Raw genomic sequence first — 18,031 nt, 5'->3', positions numbered from 1 at the left:
CCGGCCTCATCGCCGGCAAATCGCGGCGGCGAACCGCAGCTCCCACAGGCTTTTCCACGTGCCCTGTGGGAGCCGGCTTGCCGGCGATAGGGCCCGTGCGGGCGACGAAGCTAGGTCATTTGTGTAACCAGCTGAGGAACCCACCCTTCTTCACAACCGCCGGTTTCTGCAACAACAGCGACTCGCGCTTCTGCCGCCGAAACCGCTGCAGTTTGGTCAGTGCCGACTTCACATCGCCGCTTTCGGCCAGACACCCACGCACCTGTTCCTTGTCGATGCGATACAGCATGCAGCCACTCAAGGCGCGAAACTCGACAGGCGAGGCTTCGTCATCCACCAGGCCCTCGAGCCCGAGCACCTCGCCGGGCCCCATGCGGCCACCCTCGATAAGCCGCTCGCCATCGCGAACCGACGCCAGCACCACGCCGCGGCTGATCAGCAGCACATGCTCCGAGCGCTCGTCGATGTCGAGGATCACCTGGTCAGCGAGGTATTCCACCGTGGTCATGCGCTGGCTCAGGGCGTCGCGCTCTTCGTTGCTCAGCGAACGGAACACCCGCACTTCGTCCAGCAGCTCGCGCTGGCGGCTGCGCACCGGGGCGCCCAGCTCGGTGTTCCAGGTCACGCCGCTGGCTTCCAGGTGGCGGTGGGCGAGGTCGAACAACTGGTTGCGCACTTCGGTCTTGCGCGACATCTCGGCGATGAAGCCGCTGGCCTCGTACTCCACTGACTCCAGTGTCGAAGCCTTTACCGTGACCTTGGGCGCCGGCTTGTCCAGCAGGATGCTGGTGCCTTGCAGGGTTTTCTCCAGCGCGTCGAACACCCGTTGCGGGCGTACCTTGGCCGGCACCACCACGCTGATCGACACCCCGTGCACCTCGGCCGGGCGGCTGAAGTTGAGGATCTTGGCCTTGGCCGCCACCGAGTTGGGGATCACCGCCAGGCTGCTGTTGCCAGTGATCAGCCGGGTGGCCCGCCAGTCGATATCGACCACCTTGCCCTCGGTGCCGTCGATGGAGATCGCGTCGCCGATCTGGTAGGGCCGCGTGGTGTTCAGCACGATCCCCGAGAATACGTCGGCCAGGGTGCTCTGCAGCGCCAGGCCGATGACGATGGCCATGACCCCTGAGGTGGCCAGCAGCCCCTTGACCGGCAGTTGCATCACATAGGCCGCCGCCGCCACCACCGCAGCGAGGAAGATCAACGCCCCCAGCACATCCTGCAGCAGGCGCCCACCGTGACTGCCGCGGGCCACCAGCAATTGGCCGAACACCACGGTCACCGTGCGCGCGCCAAACAGCCACCAGCCGATCGCCAGCACCGTGGCCATCAGGTTGCGTGACACGTCGTCGGCCCAGGGTGGCGGTTGCAGCGGGCTCATGCCGGCCGTCAGCAACACCGCGCTGAACAACAGGAAGATCACCAGCCGCGTGGCGATGCGCCAGACCCTGTGCTGCAGCGGGATCAGCTGCCAGAGCAACAAGTCGAAGAAGATCAGCAAGGTGCCGAGCAACAGCGGGTACGACTGGATGAACGCCAGCATGGTGGTCTCGGTGCAGGGGAGGGCTGTGGGTAGTAATAGAGCAGGTTGGGGTGGCGGGCAATGACTGGATGCGACTTGCCCCGCGATAAGGCCAGAACAGGCAATGCCAATCTATCGTTCGTAAAATAGAACGCTAAAGCCAAATTTCACTATCTACCGCCAAAAAGGTCCTGGTTTTAATCTTCTCCCATCAACGCGAAACACCTAAACCACTGAAGATCGAAACCCAAGGAGAACCGGCAATGAACAACTTCAAATACAACCGCCTGAACAAAGACGACGCCGCCGTACTGCTGGTCGACCACCAGGCCGGCCTGCTGTCCCTGGTCCGCGACATCGAGCCGGACCGCTTCAAGAACAACGTACTGGCCCTGGCCGACCTGGCCAAGTACTTCAACCTGCCGACCATCCTCACCACCAGCTTCGAGCAAGGCCCCAACGGCCCGCTGGTGCCGGAACTCAAAGAGCTGTTCCCGGATGCCCCGTACATTGCCCGCCCCGGCCAGATCAACGCCTGGGACAACGAAGATTTCGTCAAGGCAGTGAAGGCCACCGGCAAGAAGCAGCTGATCATTGCCGGCGTGGTGACCGAAGTGTGCGTGGCCTTCCCGGCCCTGGCGGCCCTTGAAGAAGAGTTCGATGTGTTCGTGGTCACCGACGCCTCCGGCACCTTCAACGAAATGACCCGCGACGCTGCCCACGACCGCATGAGCCAGGCCGGTGCCCAGCTGATGACCTGGTTCGGCGTGGCCTGTGAGCTGCACCGCGACTGGCGCAACGATGTCGAAGGGCTGGCGGCGCTGTTCTCCAACCACATCCCTGATTACCGCAACCTGATCACCAGCTACAACGCCCTGACCGCCGGCAAGTAAGCCGCTCCGCCAGGCACCGGCCCGGTGCCTGGCCCCACCCCTTTCAGGTACGCCGCGATGAACGACAGCACCGTGGTCACGCTGGTCATCCAGCACAAGGTCCGCGCCGAAGCCCTGGCACGCTATGAAACCTGGCTGCGCCACACCGTCGGCGTGGCCCGTCGGCAACCGGGCCATCTGGACGTCAACGTGATTCGCCCTGACGACGGTGGTCGCCAGTTCACCACCGTGGTGCGCTTTGCCGAGGCCAGCCAGCTGCAGGCCTGGGTCGACTCCACCGAGCGCCAAGCGCTGGTGGCCGAAGTGCTGCCGCTGCTGGAGGAGGGCGATCAGACCCAGGTGCATGACGATCCGGAGTTCTGGTTCACCCCAAGCGCTACAGGCGCTTCGCAGCCACCGCGTTGGAAGCAGGCTGTGCTCACTTACCTGGTGATCTGCCCGATGACCCTGGTCATTCCGCAATTACTGGCGCCGCTGTTTGCCCGCTATCCGCTGTTGGGTGGCCAGATCACCGGCAACTTGATCACCAACCTGTTCGTCATCCTGCCCGTGGTGTTCTACATCATGCCTTGGGTGACCCGCCGCTGTGCCGGCTGGCTGCGCCGCTGAGCACCCGCCGTGATCCATTGCTAGGGTTTGTACGAAAAGTCGCCGAGCGGCGATCAGGTAAGGCGAAAACAGGCGAGGAAGCGGAGTTTGCTGGTTGCAAATGAGCATTCCGAGCCTGTTTTCAACGCCGCATGATCGTCGCGCAGGCACTTTTCGTACAAAGCCTAGCCTTCAACCGCCTGCCGATCACCCACCCGGACGGAAAGCACCATGAGTCAGGACCCTACCGACCAGAGCCGCCGCAAGTTCCTCGCCACCAGCACCGTGCTCGGTGCCGCCGGCGCGCTGTGGAGCGCATTGCCGTTCACCGATTCCGCCCATGCCGCCCTTTCAGGAGATCCCATGAACGCCGACCTCATCTTGTTCAATGGCAAGTTGCACACCGTTGACCGCGAGAAACCCACCGCCAGCGCCGTCGCCATCAAGGACGGCAAGTTCCTCGCAGTGGGCAGCGATGCCGAAGCCATGGCCCACAAGGGCGCCGCTACTCAGATCATCGACCTCAAACAGCGCACGGTCATCCCGGGCCTGAACGACTCGCACCTGCACCTGATCCGCGGCGGCCTGAACTACAACCTCGAACTGCGATGGGAAGGCGTACCGTCCCTGGCCGACGCCCTGCGCATGCTCAAGGACCAGGCCGAGCGCACGCCGAGCCCGCAGTGGGTGCGCGTGGTTGGTGGCTGGAACGAATTCCAGTTCGCCGAAAAGCGCATGCCCAGCTTGCAAGAGATCAACCAGGCCGCGCCGGACACCCCGGTATTCCTGCTGCACCTGTACGATCGCGCCTTGCTCAACCGCGCCGCGCTCAAGGCCGTGGGCTACACCAAGGACACGCCGAATCCGCCGGGTGGCGAGATCCAGCGTGACAAGTTCGGCAACCCCACCGGCATGCTCATCGCAAGGCCCAATGCCACGATCCTCTACGCCACCCTGGCCAAGGGGCCGAAGCTGCCATTGGAGTACCAGGTCAACTCCACTCGCCAGTTCATGCGCGAGCTCAACCGCCTCGGCCTGACCAGCGCCATCGATGCCGGCGGCGGCTACCAGAACTACCCGGACGACTACCAGGTGATCCAGGAACTGGCCGACAACGACCAGCTGACCGTGCGCATTGCCTACAACCTGTTCACCCAGAAGCCCAAGGAAGAGCTCACCGACTTCAAGAACTGGACGCAGAAGGTCAAACCGGGCGACGGCAGCGACTTCTTCCGCCACAACGGTGCCGGCGAGATGCTGGTGTTCTCCGCCGCCGACTTCGAGGACTTCCTCGAGCCGCGCCCGGACCTGCCGCAGACCATGGAGCAGGAGCTGGAGCCGGTGGTGCGCCACCTGGTCGAGCAGCGCTGGCCGTTCCGCCTGCACGCCACCTACGACGAGTCGATCTCGCGCATGCTCGACGTGTTCGAGAAGGTCAACCGCGACATTCCGTTCAATGGCCTGCCATGGTTCTTCGATCATGCCGAGACCATCACCCCGCAGAACATCGAGCGGGTGCGGGCGCTGGGCGGGGGCATCGCCATCCAGGACCGCATGGCCTTCCAGGGTGAATACTTCGTCGATCGCTACGGCGCCAAGGCCGCCGAGCACACCCCACCGATCAAGCGCATGCTCGACATGGGCGTGCCGGTGGGTGCCGGTACCGACGCGACCCGGGTGTCCAGCTACAACCCGTGGACGTCGCTGTACTGGATGGTCAGCGGCAAGACTGTCGGTGGCCTGGAGCTGTACCCGGAGGGCTTGAGCCGCGAGACCGCGCTGCAGCTGTTCACCCACGGCAGCGCCTGGTTCTCCAGCGAGCAGGGCAAGAAGGGGCAGATCAAGGTCGGCCAGCTGGCGGACCTGGCGGCGTTGTCGTTGGACTTCTTCAGCGTCGATGAAGAGGCGATCAAGGGCATCGAGTCGGTGCTCACTGTTGTCGACGGCAAGGTGGTGTACGGCGCCGCCGAGTTCAACACGCTGGGCCCGGCGCAGGTGCCGGTGTTGCCCGAGTGGTCGCCGGTGGCCAAGGTCCCGGGGCACTGGCGCGCCGGGGCACCGATGGCGGCGGCCTTGCACCAGTGCGTGGGGCCGTGCGGGGTGCATGCTCACAGCCATGAGAAAGCGCGGCACTCCAGTGTGCCGGTGAGCGATTACCAGGGCTTCTGGGGCGCATTGGGCTGTTCCTGCTTCGCCTTCTGATGGCCTGATCGCGGAGCAGGTCGGGTCGCCGCATCGCCGCTCCCACGCAAGGTAACTGACCTTCGTGGGAGCGGCGATGGCGTGCTACGCCATGTCGCTGACCGCGAACTCTTCCGCCAGATGATCGATCAACGACCGCACCGATGGCAGCAGCCCGCGCCGCGACGGGAAGATCGCATGCACGATGCCGCAACGCGGGTGCCAGTCCGGCAGAATCTCCACCAGGCGCCCCGCCGCCAGGTCCTCACGCACCGCCACCCTTGGCAGGTGCGCGATCCCCACGCCCGCCACCACGAAGTGCCGCAAGGCAAACAGATCATCGGTGACCATTCGCGGCCTGTGCGGGATCACCAGGCTGCGACTCATGTCCTCGCCCTGAAAAAGCTCCCACTGGTATTCACGCTGGGCGCTGCCCCAATGGACGCTGGGCAGCTCACTGAGCTGTTGCGGGTCGAAGCCTTCGGCAAGCTGTTCGAGAAACGACGGATGCCCGACCAGGCACTGGGTGCTGTTGCTCAGCACCTTCATCACCATGTCGGTGTTCTCCAGCGGCGGGAAGCGCACCCGCAGCGCCACGTCGAAACCCTCGTGCAGCAGGTCGACGCGGCGGTTGGTGCTCTCGATGAACAGCTCCACCTGCGGGTACTTGAGCATGTAGCGGGTGAGCATCGGACCGACCCAGGAGTTGAGCAGGGTGGTCGGGCAACTGATGCGCACCAGCCCCCTCGGCTCGCTGCGGTTGCGCTCGATGATCTCGGCGGCACCCTCGGCCTCGACGCGCATGGCCAGGCAGCGGTTGTAGTAGGCCTGGCCGATCTCGGTCAGCGAGCAATGCCGGCTGGTGCGATGCAGCAGCCGTACGCCGAGGCGCTCCTCCAGGTCGGCGATGCGCCGGCTGAGCTTGGACTTCGGCATGTCCAGCGCGCGTCCGGCCGGGGCGAAGCCACCGTGCTCGACCACCTGGGTAAAGTAGTAGAGGGAGTTGAGGTCTTCCAAATGGCGATCTCCGCAGCGGTGCAGGGGGCGCAGTCTACCGGGTGGCGGTATTTACGATAAGTTTGCAGGAGCTTTTAAGGTCTTGACGGCTATCGTGCGAGGGCGGCCACGTATTCCACGACAGTTTTGCAGCGCTTGTGAGATCGAGCGCCGCCCGTGCGGCAAATCCCTGGTGAGCGACACCCATCAAGCGAGAATCGTTGGCTAGAGCATCTTCTCCAATCCGACGGCCTTGCTGATCCAGGCATTGAACCGCCGCCATATGCCGCCAGGTTCGGTCACCAATATATGGCGCTGGCCGTTGTCCTCGGTCGCCCAGACCATTTTCCCCTCCAGCAGCTTCACCTGGTAGCTCAGTGCAGGCGCCATGCCCTGCAGCGCCAGCTCACGGGTATACTCGGCCAGCTCCGGGCTATCGACCATCACGCCGACCTCGGTATTCCACAGCACCGAGCGCGGGTCGAAGTTGAACGAGCCGATGAACGTCTTGCGTTGGTCGAACACCATCGCCTTGCTGTGCAGGCTTGAGTCGGAGCTGCCGTGGAAGCCCAACCGTGGCCGTGGGTCTCCAGGTTGGCGACGCAACTCGTACAACTGCACGCCATGCTCCAGCAGGGCTCGGCGGTAAGGCGCGTAACCGCCATGAACCGCCGGAACATCGGTGGCTTCCAAGGAGTTGGTCAGCAGTTTGACCGAGGTGCCGGCGTCGGCCCGACTGGTCAGATACAGCAGGCCGGGCTCGCCGGGTACGAAGTAGGCGGACACCAGGATCAACTCCTTGTGCACGTGGTTCAGGTCGGGGGCCAGTTGTTGGGTCAAGAGCAGTTGTGGGTCTGGTTCGCCGTCCGCGAGGACTTTGCTCGGGGCGTCCCACAACGCCTGGCTGTGGGCCCAGATCAGCTCATTGCGCCAGACGTCCAGGCGCGGCTGCGACTGATAGGCCATCAGCCGGTCGTATAGCGCCTTGCGCTTGAGCCGGGCCTCGGCCAGGGAAACCTCCAGGCGCTGACGGCTGATAAACAGGTCGTCGGCGTCGGGCTGGCGCCAGAGGAAGTCGCCGATGGGGCGGCTCAGGGCACTGTTCCAGTATTGGTCGAAGCTGTGCCCCAACTGCTCGGCCACGGGCCCCACGCCCAGCAGGTCGATGTCGGTGAAATTGAGGTTGGGCTCGGCGTCGAAATACTCGTCACCCAGGTTGCGACCGCCGACAATGGCCATGCTGTTGTCCACCAGGAACAACTTGTTGTGCATGCGTCGGTGCTGGCGCGACAGGTTGAACAGCCGACCTACCGCGCGAGTTGGCCCGGTACTGCGTCCCAGGTGCAGCGGATTGAATACGCGGATCTGGATGTTCGGGTGGGCAGCGAGGGTGCCCATGAGGTTGTCGAGGCCATCGCTGGTCGTGTCGTCAAGCAGGATGCGTACACGCACGCCGCGGTCGGCGGCGCGCAGCAGTTCGTGTACCAAGGCACGGGTGCTGAGGCCGTCATGGACGATGTAGTACTGCAGGTCGATGCTGGCCTGGGCGTTGCGGATCAGTTCGGCGCGGGCACGAAAGGCCTCGTTGCTGTTGGGCAGAAGTCGAAAGCCCGAGCGCCCCTCGTACGGGGCGGCCTGGCGTTGTACCGAACGGCCAAAGGCCGAGTCGGCTGCTGGCAGTGCGTGGCTGACTTCACGCGGTGTGACGACGCTGGTACAGCCCGATAGGCCAAGCAGCAGCGCCAGCAGCAGGGGCAAGGCTCGCTGGGGTCTCAAGGGTGAATCGTCCTGTGCGGCAAGGGCTTAAGAGGTTGGACCGTGGCAGGCGGGGCAAAGTTACTCGCCAGCGTGTTCGGCATCCAGTAGACGAAGGGCGGTTTCACCGACGCTGCGTACGGCGCCTTCGATCTGCGCGGTGGGCCGCGCGGCGAAATTCATGCGCAGGCAGTTGCGGTACTTGCCCGAGGCAGAAAAGATGCTGCCCACCGCGATCTGCACACCCTGTTCGAGTAAAGCGCGGTTCAGGCGCAGCGTATCGAAACTTTCCGGCAATTCCACCCACAGCATGAAACCACCCTGGGGGCGGCTGGCGCGGGTGCCTGACGGAAAATGTCGGGTTACCCAATCGCACATCTGGTCGCGGCCGCGTTGGTACTGGCTGCGCATCCGGCGCAGGTGGGGCTGGTAGTGGCCTTGCGCAATGAAGTCGGCGATTGCCAGCTGCGGCTGGCAGGCGGTGCTGCCGGTGCTGATGTATTTCATGTGCAGTACCCGCTCCAGATAGCGCCCCGGAGCCACCCAGCCGACCCGCAGGCCTGGCGCCAGGGTCTTGGAAAACGAACTGCAGAGCAGCACGCGGCCATCGTCGTCGAACGACTTGATGGTGCGCGGGCGCGGGTAGGTGTAGGCCAGGTCGCCGTACACGTCGTCCTCGAGGATCGCCACGTCGTAGCGCTGCGCCAGGGTGAGCAGGGCCTTCTTGCGCGCCTCGGGCATGATGTAGCCCATCGGGTTGTTGCAGCTGGGGGTGATCTGGATGAGCTTGATCGGCCATTGTTCGAGGGCCAGTTCGAGGGCTTCCAGGCTGATCCCGGTGATGGGGTCGGTGGGGATTTCCAGGGCCTTCATGCCCAGGCCTTTCAGCGTCTGCATGGCACCGTGGAAACTGGGTGAATCGACCGCGACGATGTCGCCGGGCTCGCATACCGCGCGAATGGTGCACGACAGCGCCTCGTGGCAACCGGTGGTCACCACCAGGTCCGCCGGGCCCAGACGACACCCGGAGTCGAGCATCAGCCGGGCGATCTGTTCGCGCAGCAGGGCGTTGCCGTGGATGTTGTCGTAGTACAGGCCGGGCATATCCATGCGCCGGCTGATCTGCGCCAGGCTACGCAGCAGCGGCTTGAGCGTGGGGCTGTCGACATCGGGCATGCCACGGCCAAGCTGGATCACATCCGGGCGAGGGGTGGCGCGCACCAGCTCCAGCACCTGTTCCCACTGGGAGATATCCACAGGGCGTTGTGCGGGGCGGCTGATGGCTGGCAGGGCTGGTAGCTGGCGGTCCTCGGCGACGAAGTAGCCGGACTTGGGGCGCGGCGAGACCAGGCCGTTGTCCTCCAGAAGGCGGTAAGCCTGCTGCACGGTGCTCAGGCTGACGCCGTGCTCCACACTCAGGGCGCGCACTGACGGCAGGCGCTGGCCGGGGCGATACAGCCCCTGCTCGATGCGTGAACCGAGCAGTTCGGCGAGGTTGAAATAGAGCGTCACTGCATACTCCTGCTCAGCTGATGACCAAGGACCGGTACAGATAGGCGAAAAATACTGCATGCAGCCCTCTTTGCGCCAATTCTGTATGGGAATAATAAGTCGATTTTGGCTCTGTATTGGTACGAGGCATACCCGCATGCTGTCTCTACGTCAGGTACTTAACGGAGGACGTGGTGATGGGTGGCATGAGCGATGTGCGCTTGCAACTGTTGGCCAGTGAGCTGGAGTCGGAGCAGCGTCCCCGGGTCTTCAGCGCGCCTCAAGGCATGGGTCGTTGGGGCCTGATGCTGCATCGCTGGCGCACCCGCAGGGCCCTGTTGCAGTTGGAGGATTACCAACTGCGCGATATCGGCATCAGCTGGGAGCAGGCTCGGCATGAGGCGAGCAAACCCTTCTGGCGTGACTAGGCCAGCTCTTTGAGTCGATACCAGAGCATTCCCAGTGCCAGCAGCGGCGAACGCAGCAATTTGCCGCCGGGGAAGGTGGTATGCGGGACCTTGGCGAACAGATCGAAGCGCCCGCTCTGCTGGCCGCTGATGGCCTCGCCGAGCAGACGTCCGGCGAGGTGGGTGGCGTTGACGCCATGTCCGGAGTAGGCCTGCGCATAGTAGACGTTGGCTTGGCTGGCCAGGCGGCCGATCTGCGGCAGGCGGTTGGCCCCGATGCCGATCATGCCACCCCATTGGTAATCAATGCGCACATCGGCCAGTTGCGGGAACACCTTGAGCATTTTCGGGCGCATGTAGGCAGCGATGTCCTGCGGATCGCGCCCGGAATAGTGGCAGGCGCCGCCGAACAGCAGGCGGTTGTCGGCAGAGAGGCGATAGTAATCCAGCGCCACGCGCTGGTCGCATACCGCCATGTTCTGCGGCAGCAACTGGCGGGCGCGTTCCTCACCCAAGGGCTCGGTGGCGATGATGTAGCTGCCGGCGGGCAGCACCTTGCCGCCCAGTTCGCGGTTGAGGTCGTTGTGGTAGGCGTTGCAGCACAGCACCAGCGTCTTGGCGCGCACCCGGCCTTGGGCGGTATGCACCTTCACTTGCGGGCCGTATTCGATGCGGGTCACTTCCGACTGCTCGTACAAGCCGACACCCAGGCGCTTGGCCACGGCGGCTTCGCCCAGCGCCAGGTTGAGTGGGTGCAGGTGACCGGAACCCATGTCGATCAGGCCGCCGACATAGCGATCAGAACCTACTACCGAGTGCATGTCGCCGGGCTGCACCAGGCGCAGTTCGTGACGATAACCCAGGCTGCGCAGTTCCTCGGCGTCCTCGGCGAAGCCTTCCAGTTCGGCGGGCTTGTTCGCCAGGTCGCAGTAGCCCCAGGTCAGGTCGCAGTCGATGCCATGGCGCTCGACGCGCTTGCGGACGATCTCCACCGCCTCCAGGCCCATCAGCTTCATGCTGCGCACGCCTTCTTCACCGATCACCGGTAGAAATTGCTCCAGACCGTGGCCGACGCCCCGGATGAGCTGGCCGCCGTTGCGGCCGCTGGCGCCCCAGCCGAGCTTGCGTGCTTCCAGAAGGATCACTGACAGTCCGCGTTCGGCCAGTTCGATAGCGGTGTTCAAGCCCGAGTAGCCACCGCCGACGATGCATACGTCGGCGCTGTGCTCGCCTTGCAGGAATGGCTGGTCAGGGTGTGGCGCGCTGCTGGCGGCGTAGTAGGAGGCGGCGTGTTGCGCGCTGTAGACCATGTGTCGTTTCCTGGGGGCAAGGCGAAAAGGCGAGGATAGGCAACCGGCCAATCGCGGGGCAAGCCCGTTCCCGCGATTGCCTTATAATCCAGCACTCATGTTCAAGATGCGCCGCTTATGTCCTGCAACCGCCACAAGATCCATTTCCTGCGCGAGCTCATCCCTTCGTTCGAGTGCGAGCCCGGCTGCCATGATTGCTGCGGCCCGGTCACCACCTCGGCCGAGGAAATGGCCCGCCTGCCGCGCAAGACCCAGGCCGAGCAGGACGCCGCGCTGGAGCGCCTGGACTGCGTGCACCTGGGCCCGAACGGCTGCACCGTGTATGAAGAGCGCCCGATGATCTGCCGCCTGTTCGGCACCACACCGCGCCTGGCCTGCCCCAGGGGGCGGGGCCCGGAGCAGCCTATCGACCCGGCGGCCGAGCAGCTGGTTCACACCTATATAGCCAGTACCCGCCAGGTGCTGGTGTAAGGCTTCAGTCCGGAATCGGCAGGCACAGGCTCTCTTTCACTTCTTCCATCACGATGTAGCTCTTCGACTCGCGCACATGGGGCAGCTTGAGCAGGATGTCGCCGAGCAGCTTGCGATACGACGCCATCTCCGAGATCCGCGCTTTCACCAGGTAGTCGAAATCGCCCGATACCAGGTGACATTCCAGTACATGGGGCAGCTTGAGTACGGCGCGGCGGAACTCCTCGAAGGTGTCGCCGGACTTGTAGTCCAGGCTGATCTCGACGAACACCAGCAAGCTGCCCTTCAGGTGCTGCGGGTTGAGCCGGGCGTTGTAGCCCATGATGATCCCCTCGCGCTCCAGGCGCCGCACCCGTTCGGTGCACGGGGTGGTTGACAGCCCGACCTTCTCGCCCAGTTCGGTGAAGGAGATGCGCCCGTCATTCTGCAGGATCCGCAGGATGTTGCGGTCGATCTTGTCCAGCTCACGCTTGCTCTGGTGCTGGGTTCTCATAGGGGATGCCCCTCCGTGAAAGGCAATTTTGCCGAGAATTCTCGCCAAATATAGCTGCTTATATAGTGAATAGCACTGGTCGGAGATTCTTATACTGCGCGCATCCATGCCATTTCAACAAAAGACTGCGGCAAGCCGCGTGCGAGGGATACAACAATGCGAGTTCTGGTACTTGGTAGCGGTGTGATCGGTACCGCCAGTGCCTACTATCTGGCCCGGCAAGGTTTCGAGGTGACGGTGGTCGATCGCCAGCCAGCGGTGGCCATGGAAACCAGCTTCGCCAACGCAGGCCAGATCTCGCCCGGCTATGCCTCGCCCTGGGCCGCCCCGGGCGTGCCGCTGAAAGCCATCAAGTGGCTGCTGGAGCGCCACGCGCCCCTGGCCATCAAGCTGACCGGCGACGTCGACCAGTACCTGTGGATGGCGCAGATGCTGCGCAACTGCACCGCCAGCCGTTACGCGGTGAACAAGGAGCGCATGGTGCGCCTGTCCGAGTACAGCCGCGATTGCCTCGACGAGTTGCGCGCCGAAACCGGCATTGCCTACGAAAGCCGCAGCCTGGGCACCACGCAGTTGTTCCGCACCCAGGCGCAGCTGGACGCCGCGGCCAAGGACATCGCAGTGCTGGAACAGTCTGGTGTACCGTACGAGCTGCTCGACCGTGACGGTATTGCCCGGGTCGAACCGGCCCTGGAGAGCGTGAAGGGTATCCTCGCTGGCGCCCTGCGCCTGCCCAACGACCAGACTGGTGACTGCCAGATGTTCACCACCAAGCTCGCCGAGATGGCCATCAAGCTGGGTGTCGAGTTCCGCTTCGGTCAGGATATCCAGCGCCTGGACGTCGCCGGTGACCGCATCAACGGCGTATGGATCGACGGCAAGCTGGAAACCGCCGACCGCTACGTGCTGGCGCTGGGCAGCTACTCGCCGCAGTTGCTCAAGCCGCTGGGCATCAAGGCCCCGGTCTACCCGCTCAAGGGCTATTCGTTGACCGTGCCGATCACCAACGGCGACATGGCGCCGACCTCGACCATCCTGGACGAGACCTACAAGGTCGCGATTACCCGTTTCGACAACCGCATCCGTGTCGGCGGCATGGCTGAGATCGCCGGTTTTGACCTGTCGCTGAACCCGCGTCGACGCGAAACGCTGGAGATGATCGTCAACGACCTTTATCCTCGCGGCGGCGACCTGAGCCAGGCGAGCTTCTGGACCGGCCTGCGCCCGGCCACCCCGGACGGTACCCCGATCGTCGGGGCGACCAAGTTCCGTAACCTGTTCCTCAACACCGGTCACGGCACCCTGGGCTGGACCATGGCCTGCGGTTCCGGTCGCCTGCTGGCCGACCTGATCGCGCGCAAGAAGCCACAGATCAGTGCCGAAGGCCTGGACATCTCGCGTTATGGCAATAGCCGCGAGACTGCCAAGCACGGACAGCCGGCGCCTGCGCACCAGTAAGCATTCGATGCTGTTGGCCTCATCGTGGTGCGCCGATGCGACTTGCCCCACGATGAGGCCCGAAACCGATTGACCTGTTCCCTCACCCCGGAGCGGTGGGTACCTACCCCCATCTGCCGCGCCGGGGCTTTATCGATAACCAGAACTGCCAGAAGGCTGCCGCCATGCGTCCCGCCCGTGCCTTGATCGACCTCCAAGCCCTCCGACACAACTACCGCCTCGCCCGTGAGCTGACCGGCGCCAAGGCCCTGGCCGTGGTCAAGGCCGACGCCTACGGTCATGGCGCGGTGCGGTGCGCCCTGGCGCTCGAGGCCGAGGCCGACGGTTTTGCCGTGGCCTGCATCGAGGAGGCCCTGGAGCTGCGCGCGGCAGGCATCAAGGCACCCGTTCTGTTGCTCGAAGGCTTCTTCGAGGCCAGCGAGCTTTCGCTGATCGCCGAACATGATCTGTGGTGCGTGGTGCATTCGCCATGGCAGTTGGAAGCGATCGAGAAGACCTCGGTGCACAAGCCGCTGACCGTCTGGTTGAAGATGGACACCGGCATGCACCGTGTCGGCGTGCACCCCAAGGACTACGCCGATGCCTACCAGCGCCTGCTGGCCAGCGGCAAGGTCTCGCGCATTGTGCTGATGAGCCACTTCGCCCGCGCCGACGAGCTCGATGCCGCCGCCACCGCACAGCAGGTCGCTGTGTTCGAGGCTGCTCGCCAGGGCCTGGCCGCCGAGTGCAGCCTGCGCAACTCGCCGGCCGTGCTGGGCTGGCCGAGCATCAAGAGCGACTGGGTTCGCCCGGGCATCATGCTCTACGGCGCCACCCCGTTCGAGGTGGCGCAGGCCGAAGCAGCTCGCCTGCAGCCGGTGATGACCCTGCAATCGCGTATCATCAGCGTACGGGAATTGCCGGCCGGCGAGCCGGTGGGCTACGGGGCCAAATTCGTTAGTCCGCGCCCGACCCGGGTCGGCGTGGTCGCCATGGGCTATGCCGACGGCTACCCGCGCCAGGCACCTACCGGCACGCCAGTGGTGGTGGCCGGCAAACGCACCCAGCTGATTGGCCGCGTGTCGATGGACATGCTCTGCGTCGACCTGACAGACGTGCCCGAAGCCACTGTCGGCAGCCCGGTCGAGTTGTGGGGCAAGCAAGTACTGGCCAGCGACGTGGCCATGCAGGCCGGGACCATCCCGTACCAGATCTTCTGCAATCTCAAGCGCGTGCCGCTGGACTATATCGGCGAATAAAGCGCCAAAGCGGACAGGCTGCGGGGCTGTGTGTTGTAAATACTGAACGGCATTGCCATCATATCGTTCACACTCCCCCAACCTCGACCGTTTCTGGAGGCGCAAGCTTTGGACGTCGGTGAACGACTGCAAGCCATCCGCAAGCTCAAGGGCTTGTCCCAGCGCGAACTCGCCAAGCGCGCGGGGGTGACCAACAGCACCATCTCGATGATCGAGAAGAACAGCGTGAGCCCTTCGATCAGCTCCCTGCGCAAGGTGCTCAGCGGTATCCCCATGTCCATGGTCGAGTTCTTCTCGGTGGAGCTGGCCCCGGAAAGCCCGACCCAGATCGTCTACAAGGCCCACGAGCTCATCGACATTTCCGACGGCGCGGTCACCATGAAGCTGGTCGGCAAGTCGCACCCCAATCGCGCCATCGCGTTTCTGACCGAGGTCTACCCACCGGGCGCCGACACGGGGGCGGAAATGCTCACCCACGATGGCGAAGAGACCGGCATTCTTCTCGAAGGCCGCCTGGAACTGGTGGTCGGCACCGAGATCTTCATCCTCGAGGCCGGCGACAGCTACTACTTCGAAAGCACCCGCCCGCACCGCTTCCGCAACCCGTTCGAGGAGCCGGCCCGGCTGATCAGCGCCGCCACCCCGTCGAACTTTTGATCCAGCGCAGTGCATTGACGGGTCAATACCCTTTCCCTGAGTGTGGTCGTTTCACGCCTTCCAGGTTCCCGCTATACTTTTCAACGCTCGCAATTCCGTGGCCGCGGGCGTGATTAGCCACCATGAGGGTGTTCGCGTGAACCAAATCAAGAAGATGCTGGCCGTACCAGCAGCCGTATTCGCCCTTTGGGCAATGAGCGCAACCGCTGCAACCAACGACGACATCGCCAAGCGTCTCGAGCCGGTCGGCCAGGTGTGCGTCCAGGGCCAGGAATGCAAGGGCATGGAAGTGGCCGCCAGCGCCGGTGGCGGCGGTGCCAAGACGCCAGACGAAATCATCGCCAAGCATTGCAATGCCTGCCATGGCACCGGCCTGCTGAACGCGCCGAAGATCGGTGATACCGCCGCGTGGAAAGAGCGTGCCGACCACCAGGGCGGACTCGATGGCATCCTGGCCAAGGCCATCACAGGGATCAACGCCATGCCACCGAAGGGCACCTGCGCCGATTGCTCGGATGATGACCTGAAGGGTGCGATCAAGAAGATGTCCGGGCTGTGAGCCAGGCCTGACTTGTATAAGGCCCGCCTCTGATGGCGGGCTTTTGTTTTTGGGCCGATAGCCCTATTGCGAGGACGGGACAGGCAACCAACCCGCTGTGCCTTGTGTCCAACCCCTGAACCCACGGATGACTCAGGAGGCCCAGATGTATCGCTGCTCCATCGACCAGGCTGTCGAACAGGCCCTGGCCCGACTGCCCAGCCATATTCACATGGGCCTACCGCTTGGCCTGGGCAAACCCAATGCCTTCGTCAACGCGCTGTACACCCGCATCAGCGAGTTGCCCGAGCGTCGTCTGACCCTTTACACCGCCCTGTCACTTGGCCGCCCGCCGTTGGGCGATGGCTTGCAACGGCGCTTCCTTGAGCCTTTCATCGAGCGTGTATTCGCCGACTATGAGGAGCTCGCATACCTGGCCGACCTGCGTGGCGACAAGCTCCCGCCGAACATCCGTGTCGAGCAGTTCTTCATGCAGCCCGGCAGCCTGCTGCACAGCGATACGGCCCAGCAGGACTACGTCAGCAGCAACTACAGCCACGCAGCACGGGATATCAACGCCAAGGGGCTGAACCTGATCGCGCAGCTAGTGGCGGCCACGCCCGAGCGGCCCGATCACCTGAGCCTGGCCTGCAATCCCGATATCACCCTGGACCTGCTGCCGATGATCGCCCGGCGCCGTGCTGAGGGCGAGACCATCCTGGTGCTTGGCCAGGTCCATGACGAACTGCCCTACATGCCAGGGGACGCGGAACTGGGCCTGGAGCAGTTCGACCTGTTGATCGACCAGCCCGAAAGTCGCCGGTTGTTCTCAACGCCAAACATGCCGGTGAACACCCAGGACCATTGCATCGGCCTGCATGCCAGCACCCTGGTGCGCGACGGCGGTACCCTGCAGATCGGCATCGGCGCCATGGGCGATGCGGTGGCGGCGGCGCTGCTGGCACGCCAGGGCGACAACGAAGGCTATCGTGCGCTGCTCGATGAGCTGGATGTGGGCCCATGGCAGGCTCTGATCGAGCGGGAAGGGGGGCTGGATACCTTCGCCCAGGGGCTATATGGCTGCAGCGAAATGTTCGTCAACGGGTTGCTGGCCCTGGCCGAAGCCGGGGTAGTGCGCCGCCCCGCGGACGAGCACGGCGTGCTGGTGCATGGCGGCTTTTTCCTTGGCCCACGGGCGTTCTACCAGCGCCTACGCGAGACGCCGCTGGAGCAGCGCGCACGCTTCGCGATGACCGCCATCAGCTACATCAACGAGCTGTACGGCCAGGAAGAGCGCAAGCGCCGTCAGCGCCGAGATGCGCGTTTCATCAATACGGTATTCGGCATGACCTTGCTGGGGGCCGGTGTCGCCGACCAGCTCGAAGATGGCCGGGTGCTCAGCGGCGTGGGCGGGCAGTACAACTTCGTCGCCCAGGGCCATGCGCTGGAGGGCGGTCGCTCGATCCTGTTGCTGCGTAGCTGGCGCGAGGCCGGTGGTGAGGTGACCTCCAACCTTTACTGGACCTACGGCCACTGCACCATACCCCGGCACTTGCGAGACATCGTGATCACCGAATACGGCATTGCCGACCTGCGCGGGCAGACCGACAGCGAGGTGATTGCGCGGCTGCTGGCGATCAGTGATTCTCGTTTTCAGCGCGAGCTGATGGAGCGGGCCAAGTCGGCGGGCAAGCTGGCGAAGGACTTCGTGCTGGATGCGCGCTATACCGACAACACTCCCGAGCGCCTGGAGGCAACCCGCGCGCGGCATGCGCGATTGTTTCCGGAATATCCGCTGGGCAGCGATTTCACGGCCGAGGAGCGTGACTTGTTGCGGGCGCTGAATTGGCTCAAGAGCAAGTTCAAGCTGAGCGAGGTGCTGGAGCTGGGCAAGGCGGCGCTGGATGCGCCGGCGCCCGAGGCCTATGCAGCGCAGTTGGCGCGCATGGGGCTGGGGGAGCCACAGGGGCTGAAGGAGGAGTTGTACCAGCGGCTGCTGCTGGCGGGGCTTCAGGCTACCAAGCCGTGAGGCT

The 18,031-nt window shown here is 64.2% G+C and carries 16 protein-coding genes; 10 read left to right on the top strand and 6 right to left on the bottom strand.

Annotation, left to right across the window (positions count from 1 at the left end):
• Positions 1–115: 115 nt before the first annotated feature.
• Positions 116–1,543 (bottom strand): mechanosensitive ion channel domain-containing protein, encoded by a 1,428-nt coding sequence (locus BMY03_RS08085; protein ID WP_094010772.1) that lies wholly within the window; start codon positions 1,541–1,543, stop codon positions 116–118.
• Between the two features lie 242 nt (positions 1,544–1,785).
• Between BMY03_RS08085 and ycaC the strand changes: the two genes are divergently transcribed.
• From ycaC to BMY03_RS08070, 3 genes are all read left to right on the top strand, one after another.
• Positions 1,786–2,415, top strand: coding sequence for an isochorismate family cysteine hydrolase YcaC (gene ycaC, locus BMY03_RS08080; protein ID WP_046853656.1), 630 nt, complete (start codon positions 1,786–1,788; stop codon positions 2,413–2,415).
• Between the two features lie 57 nt (positions 2,416–2,472).
• A complete protein-coding gene (locus BMY03_RS08075) occupies positions 2,473–3,024 on the top strand; it encodes an antibiotic biosynthesis monooxygenase (protein WP_038707131.1) in 552 nt (183 codons plus the stop codon).
• Between the two features lie 210 nt (positions 3,025–3,234).
• The gene (locus BMY03_RS08070) at positions 3,235–5,205 is read left to right on the top strand and encodes an amidohydrolase (RefSeq protein ID WP_143067534.1); all 1,971 of its coding nucleotides are present in this window, start codon (positions 3,235–3,237) and stop codon (positions 5,203–5,205) included.
• 84 nt (positions 5,206–5,289) lie between these two features.
• On the opposite strand, the gene BMY03_RS08065 is transcribed toward BMY03_RS08070, so the two are convergent.
• The 3 genes from BMY03_RS08065 to BMY03_RS08055 all read right to left on the bottom strand — a co-directional run bounded on the left by BMY03_RS08065 (position 5,290) and on the right by BMY03_RS08055 (position 9,447).
• The gene (locus BMY03_RS08065; protein ID WP_023630246.1) at positions 5,290–6,201 is read right to left on the bottom strand and encodes a LysR substrate-binding domain-containing protein; all 912 of its coding nucleotides are present in this window, start codon (positions 6,199–6,201) and stop codon (positions 5,290–5,292) included.
• Positions 6,202–6,405: 204 nt separating this feature from the next.
• The gene (locus BMY03_RS08060) at positions 6,406–7,956 is read right to left on the bottom strand and encodes a phospholipase D family protein (protein WP_094010771.1); all 1,551 of its coding nucleotides are present in this window, start codon (positions 7,954–7,956) and stop codon (positions 6,406–6,408) included.
• A gap of 60 nt (positions 7,957–8,016) precedes the next feature.
• On the bottom strand, positions 8,017–9,447 hold the full coding sequence (locus tag BMY03_RS08055) for an aminotransferase-like domain-containing protein (protein WP_023630244.1): 1,431 nt from the start codon (positions 9,445–9,447) through the stop codon (positions 8,017–8,019).
• 176 nt (positions 9,448–9,623) lie between these two features.
• On the opposite strand from BMY03_RS08055, the gene BMY03_RS08050 reads away from it, so the two are divergent.
• Positions 9,624–9,854 carry a DUF1127 domain-containing protein gene (locus BMY03_RS08050; protein WP_031314941.1) on the top strand — a complete coding sequence of 77 codons (231 nt, stop codon included), beginning with the start codon at positions 9,624–9,626 and terminating at the stop codon, positions 9,852–9,854.
• On the opposite strand, the gene BMY03_RS08045 is transcribed toward BMY03_RS08050, so the two are convergent.
• Entirely contained in the window at positions 9,851–11,143 is a 1,293-nt protein-coding gene (locus tag BMY03_RS08045; RefSeq protein WP_094010770.1) for an NAD(P)/FAD-dependent oxidoreductase, read from the bottom strand. The genes BMY03_RS08050 and BMY03_RS08045 overlap by 4 nt on opposite strands.
• A 117-nt stretch (positions 11,144–11,260) precedes the next feature.
• Between BMY03_RS08045 and BMY03_RS08040 the strand changes: the two genes are divergently transcribed.
• The gene (locus BMY03_RS08040) at positions 11,261–11,614 is read left to right on the top strand and encodes a YkgJ family cysteine cluster protein (protein WP_023630241.1); all 354 of its coding nucleotides are present in this window, start codon (positions 11,261–11,263) and stop codon (positions 11,612–11,614) included.
• Positions 11,615–11,618: 4 nt separating this feature from the next.
• On the opposite strand, the gene dadR is transcribed toward BMY03_RS08040, so the two are convergent.
• Entirely contained in the window at positions 11,619–12,107 is a 489-nt protein-coding gene (dadR, locus tag BMY03_RS08035; protein ID WP_003258963.1) for a transcriptional regulator DadR, read from the bottom strand.
• Positions 12,108–12,263: 156 nt separating this feature from the next.
• Here dadR and dadA point away from each other — a divergent pair, with 156 nt between their 5' ends.
• The 5 genes from dadA (at position 12,264) to BMY03_RS08010 (ending at position 18,027) form a co-directional block, all read left to right on the top strand.
• Positions 12,264–13,565, top strand: a complete 1,302-nt coding sequence (dadA, locus tag BMY03_RS08030; protein ID WP_094010769.1) for a D-amino acid dehydrogenase — start codon at positions 12,264–12,266, stop codon at positions 13,563–13,565.
• A 164-nt stretch (positions 13,566–13,729) separates the two neighbouring features.
• Positions 13,730–14,803 carry an alanine racemase gene (gene alr, locus BMY03_RS08025; RefSeq protein WP_094011052.1) on the top strand — a complete coding sequence of 358 codons (1,074 nt, stop codon included), beginning with the start codon at positions 13,730–13,732 and terminating at the stop codon, positions 14,801–14,803.
• Between the two features lie 108 nt (positions 14,804–14,911).
• Complete coding sequence (locus tag BMY03_RS08020) at positions 14,912–15,460, top strand: cupin domain-containing protein (RefSeq protein WP_023629132.1); 549 nt, start codon at positions 14,912–14,914, stop codon at positions 15,458–15,460.
• Positions 15,461–15,614: 154 nt separating this feature from the next.
• Positions 15,615–16,019, top strand: coding sequence for a c-type cytochrome (locus tag BMY03_RS08015; protein WP_038707641.1), 405 nt, complete (start codon positions 15,615–15,617; stop codon positions 16,017–16,019).
• A gap of 145 nt (positions 16,020–16,164) precedes the next feature.
• Positions 16,165–18,027, top strand: a complete 1,863-nt coding sequence (locus BMY03_RS08010) for an acetyl-CoA hydrolase/transferase C-terminal domain-containing protein (RefSeq protein WP_094010768.1) — start codon at positions 16,165–16,167, stop codon at positions 18,025–18,027.
• The last annotated feature ends 4 nt before the right edge of the window (positions 18,028–18,031 follow it).

This window comes from Pseudomonas soli (assembly GCF_900110655.1).
GTDB classification, from domain to species: Bacteria; Pseudomonadota; Gammaproteobacteria; order Pseudomonadales; family Pseudomonadaceae; genus Aquipseudomonas; species Aquipseudomonas soli.
This window is presented reverse-complemented; position numbering and strand designations above follow the sequence as displayed.

Bases quoted from the DNA above. Each gene is read 5' to 3' on its own strand.
- BMY03_RS08085 (WP_094010772.1), bottom strand. From the start codon at position 1,543: ATGCTGGCGTTCATCCAGTCGTACCCGCTGTTGCTCGGCACCTTGCTG.
- ycaC (WP_046853656.1), top strand. From the start codon at position 1,786: ATGAACAACTTCAAATACAACCGCCTGAACAAAGACGACGCCGCCGTA.
- BMY03_RS08075 (WP_038707131.1), top strand. From the start codon at position 2,473: ATGAACGACAGCACCGTGGTCACGCTGGTCATCCAGCACAAGGTCCGC.
- BMY03_RS08070 (WP_143067534.1), top strand. From the start codon at position 3,235: ATGAGTCAGGACCCTACCGACCAGAGCCGCCGCAAGTTCCTCGCCACC.
- BMY03_RS08050 (WP_031314941.1), top strand. From the start codon at position 9,624: ATGGGTGGCATGAGCGATGTGCGCTTGCAACTGTTGGCCAGTGAGCTG.
- BMY03_RS08045 (WP_094010770.1), bottom strand. From the start codon at position 11,143: ATGGTCTACAGCGCGCAACACGCCGCCTCCTACTACGCCGCCAGCAGC.
- BMY03_RS08040 (WP_023630241.1), top strand. From the start codon at position 11,261: ATGTCCTGCAACCGCCACAAGATCCATTTCCTGCGCGAGCTCATCCCT.
- dadR (WP_003258963.1), bottom strand. From the start codon at position 12,107: ATGAGAACCCAGCACCAGAGCAAGCGTGAGCTGGACAAGATCGACCGC.
- dadA (WP_094010769.1), top strand. From the start codon at position 12,264: ATGCGAGTTCTGGTACTTGGTAGCGGTGTGATCGGTACCGCCAGTGCC.
- alr (WP_094011052.1), top strand. From the start codon at position 13,730: ATGCGTCCCGCCCGTGCCTTGATCGACCTCCAAGCCCTCCGACACAAC.
- BMY03_RS08015 (WP_038707641.1), top strand. From the start codon at position 15,615: ATGCTGGCCGTACCAGCAGCCGTATTCGCCCTTTGGGCAATGAGCGCA.
- BMY03_RS08010 (WP_094010768.1), top strand. From the start codon at position 16,165: ATGTATCGCTGCTCCATCGACCAGGCTGTCGAACAGGCCCTGGCCCGA.